Origin of the sequence: Paraburkholderia sp., assembly GCF_034668105.1 — a bacterium.
In the GTDB taxonomy this organism is placed as follows: Bacteria; Pseudomonadota; Gammaproteobacteria; order Burkholderiales; family Burkholderiaceae; genus Paraburkholderia.
Map to the genome: position 1 here is coordinate 1 of NZ_JAXDPY010000102.1, position 3,909 is coordinate 3,909.

Here is a 3,909-nt window from a genome sequence, read left to right on the forward strand (position 1 = left end):
TACCGAACTTACGCCGGAAGCTACGCCGACAGAAATTCTGTCGCGCGTAGCCTGAATGAAGTGTCTCTGCCGCGCAGATCAGTGCGTGCGCAAACTCCCCCCGCTCTATTTAGCGCCCCCGCCGAGTCATCTGACGGTAGCCTGTTCAATCTGAAACTCGCGCACCGATTGGACGCGAAGTAAAAACCTTGCTAACTGGATAACCCGCGGCCGGAACACGGGCCTATCTCCTTCGAGAACCAGACTCACTGTCACGCGAGCAGACTGGAGCGATGCCGTTGAAATTCCCAACTCGGGAAGTTCTCGCCGGTGCGAATTGGGGCATGATAAATGACGGACACAACGGTAGACGGAGGCGTTCGGAGCGAGAGCGGCCAGCGCGGAGGTGGCCGCCTCCGCGCCGGCCGAGCAAACACGTACACCCGAACTAACGCCTTGCGCCATCGCCTTGCGGGACTACATTTAATCAATATCCGTCGAGACCCTGAGGCGTGATATGAGCGGCGAGCGGCGAATCGCAGGCTGCGTCTGTCGCAGTGACATAAAAAAGGAGATATCAAATGGCAGAGATAGACAAGGAAGACGTGGTTGCAGTGCTGAACCGGATTCTCGAATCCGAATTGGCCGGCGTCGTTCGGTATACACACTATTCGTTTCTCGTTTTCGGGTTCGGACGCATTCCGATCAGATCCTGGTTGCGCGAGCAGGCCGATGAATCGCTGTTGCACGCACAGCAGGTCGGAGAATGGATCACCACGCTGGGCGCCTATCCGTCGCTCGCGATCGGTCCCCTCCTCGACTCGCACACATTCGATATCTCTTCGATCCTCCGCGAGTCGCTGCAAGCGGAGCACCTCGCGCTGGGGCTTTATCGCGAATTGCTCGCACTGGTCGAGGACCGTTCCGTCGCACTCGAAGAGTTCGCCCGTCAGATGATCCATGTCGAAGAGATGCACGCGGGCGAAGTCGACAAGATGCTGCGCCGCCCTGGAGAAGTGACGACGTCGGCCGAACGGCACCCGGCCCAACCCTGATCAAACTGACTACGGCGGCATCTCAGAGATGCCCCTGCCGTTGACACCGTCCGTTATTTCAACAATACTTGAAATATAGAAATCTATCGTCCAGGTATGAACTCAGACCTCGTTGTACGCGCCCTGAGCGCGCTGGCCCACGAATCACGCCTGGCAATCTTTCGCCTGCTGGTCGTAGCCGGGCCTGACGGCATGGCTGCGGGCGAAATTGCGCAGCAGCTTGGCCTATCCCCGTCCAGTCTGTCGTTTCACCTGAAGGATCTAACGCACGCAGACCTGGTGAAGCCGCGGCAGGAGGGACGTTTCGTCATCTACACGGCAAACTTCGACGCCATGACCGGCCTGATTGGTTTCCTGACCGAGAACTGCTGCGCCGGCACGATCTGCGCGGCAAGCGACCTTCCAAACTGTTGCGGCGAAACACCATGAAGCGGATGCGCATTCACGTCGCTGTCGACAATCTCAACGACAGCATCCAGTTCGCAGGAAAAGACACAGGCCTCCAAGACTGCTGCACGCCGGCCGAGTCCATCGTCACTAGCGCAGGAATGAAATGAGCAGCACTGACACAGCGGTCCGCGCAGAACGCGCGGCAATCGGATTTTTCGAGCGTTACCTCACGGTCTGGGTCGCGCTCTGCATTGTTGGCGGCATCGTGCTCGGACAGCGGCTTCCGCAACTCTTTCAGGTTGTGGGCCGCATGGAACTGGCGCAGGTCAACCTGCCGGTCGGCGTACTCATCTGGGTGATGATTATCCCAATGCTCGTCAAGATCGATTTCGCCGCCATGACACAGGTGAAAAGTCAGTGGCGCGGTATCGGCGTGACGCTTTTTGTGAACTGGTTCGTCAAGCCATTTTCGATGGCCTTGCTCGGCTGGATCTTCATCCGTCATGTGTTCGCGCCATGGCTGCCTGCCGACCAGCTTGACAGCTACATTGCTGGTTTGATCCTGCTCGCCGCCGCACCGTGTACAGCGATGGTGTTTGTCTGGTCTCGACTGTGCAAGGGCGATCCGTATTTCACGCTGTCACAGGTCGCGCTCAACGATTCGATCATGATCGTGGCGTTTGCACCGCTCGTCGCGCTGCTGCTGGGCCTGTCGGCTATCACAGTGCCGTGGGACACACTGATTGTCTCGGTCGGCCTATACATCGTCATTCCCGTCATCCTTGCCCAGGTGCTGCGGCGCCATCTACTGGCCAAGGGCGAAACACATTTCCAACAGACTGTCGCGCATCTCGGTCCGTATTCGATCTGCGCGCTTCTGGCAACCCTGGTATTGTTATTCGCATTTCAGGGGCAGGCCATCGTCAAACAACCGCTCGTTATCGCGATGCTGGCGATCCCGATCTTGATTCAGGTGTTCTTCAATTCCGGCCTTGCGTATCTGCTCAATCGCAGACTCGGCGTTGCGCACTGCGTTGCGGGACCCTCTAGCCTGATCGGCGCGAGCAACTTCTTTGAACTCGCAGTAGCCACGGCCATCAGCCTGTTCGGCTTCCAGTCGGGCGCGGCGCTTTCGACAGTGGTTGGCGTGCTGATTGAAGTGCCCGTCATGCTGCTGGTTGTCGGCGTAGTGAACCAGTCGCAGCACTGGTACGAAGCAGGCAACAGCCTTAAGGAACAGAAATCATGAGCGTTACGATCTATCACAATCCGGACTGCGGCACGTCGAGAAACACACTGGCAATGATCCGCAACGCGGGCGTTGAACCGGAGATTGTCGAGTATCTGAAGACCCCGCCTGATCGTGACACGCTAAAGGCGCTGATCGGGCATGCAGGCCTCGCCGTGCGCGCCGCGCTGCGCGAAAAAGGCACACCGTATGCCGAACTCGGACTGGGCGACCCATCTCTGAGCGAGGAGCAGTTACTTGATGCGATGCTGGAACACCCGATTCTTATTAATCGCCCGTTCGTTGTGAGTGCGCATGGCGTGCGCCTGTGCCGCCCGTCCGAACTCGTCCTTGAAATCTTGCCGGAAGCGCGGAACAGGCCTTTCACCAAGGAAGACGGTGAGGTAGTCATTGACAGCGAAGGCCGGAGAGTCGAGAAATGATCGACGGCCTGCCAAACGTAAGCAGTTCGCATCTCGATACCCCCGATCTGCAGAAACTCACGCCACGCGCCGTGTCGGAGCACGCGCCGCGGATTCTTCTACTTTACGGGTCCCTTCGGCCCACGTCTTATAGCCGTCAACTGACACTCGAAGCTGAATGTGTCCTGCGTCACTTCGGCGCCGAGACGCGAGTGTTCGATCCCCATGGTCTTCCGATTGTGGACAGCGTGTCTGCGGATCATCCAAAGGTCGAAGAACTGCGCAAACTGTCGGAGTGGTCGGAGGGTCAGGTCTGGTGCAGTCCGGAACGTCATGGCACGCTCACTGCCGTGTTCAAGAACCAGATCGACTGGCTGCCGCTGGAGATCGGCGGTGTCCGTCCCACCCAGGGACGAACGCTCGCGGTAATGCAGGTGAGCGGCGGGTCGCAGTCGTTCAACGCAGTGAACGCATTGCGTGTGCTAGGGCGCTGGATGCGGATGGTGACCATTCCCAATCAGTCGTCGGTAGCGAAGGCATGGCAGGAATTCGGCGCGGACGGGCGAATGAAGCCGTCCGCCTACTATGACCGCATGGTCGATGTCATGGAAGAACTGTACAAGTTCACCTTGATCGTACGCGACCGTTCCGAATATCTCACCGACCGTTATAGCGAACGCAAGGAAGCCCATCCAGAACTTGCGGAGCAATTGGCTGCGAGTGCCATGGAGCATGAAACCACCGCTGCCGATGCCAACAACAGCGAAGCCGAATAGCGGTACCGGCACGACCTGCGCGCTGGCAGCGGCGCAACTGGTATCGTGGGGGGGCGATT

General features: G+C 58.5%; 5 protein-coding genes. All 5 read left to right on the forward strand.

Annotated features, from left to right (window positions below; genetic code table 11):
• Nucleotides 1-560: 560 nt before the first annotated feature.
• The 5 genes from QOC89_RS04890 (at nucleotide 561) to arsH (ending at nucleotide 3,850) form a co-directional block, all read left to right on the forward strand.
• Nucleotides 561-1,034, forward strand: coding sequence for a ferritin-like domain-containing protein (locus QOC89_RS04890; RefSeq protein ID WP_323043991.1), 474 nt, complete (start codon nucleotides 561-563; stop codon nucleotides 1,032-1,034).
• Nucleotides 1,035-1,130: 96 nt separating this feature from the next.
• Nucleotides 1,131-1,463, forward strand: coding sequence for a metalloregulator ArsR/SmtB family transcription factor (locus QOC89_RS04895; protein ID WP_323043992.1), 333 nt, complete (start codon nucleotides 1,131-1,133; stop codon nucleotides 1,461-1,463).
• A 124-nt stretch (nucleotides 1,464-1,587) separates the two neighbouring features.
• Nucleotides 1,588-2,673 carry an ACR3 family arsenite efflux transporter gene (gene arsB / locus QOC89_RS04900; RefSeq protein ID WP_323043993.1) on the forward strand — a complete coding sequence of 362 codons (1,086 nt, stop codon included), beginning with the start codon at nucleotides 1,588-1,590 and terminating at the stop codon, nucleotides 2,671-2,673.
• Entirely contained in the window at nucleotides 2,670-3,095 is a 426-nt protein-coding gene (gene arsC, locus QOC89_RS04905) for an arsenate reductase (glutaredoxin) (protein WP_323043994.1), read from the forward strand. The genes arsB and arsC overlap by 4 nt, the downstream gene beginning before the upstream one ends.
• Complete coding sequence (arsH, locus tag QOC89_RS04910) at nucleotides 3,092-3,850, forward strand: arsenical resistance protein ArsH (RefSeq protein ID WP_323043995.1); 759 nt, start codon at nucleotides 3,092-3,094, stop codon at nucleotides 3,848-3,850. The genes arsC and arsH overlap by 4 nt, the downstream gene beginning before the upstream one ends.
• Nucleotides 3,851-3,909: the final 59 nt, after the last annotated feature.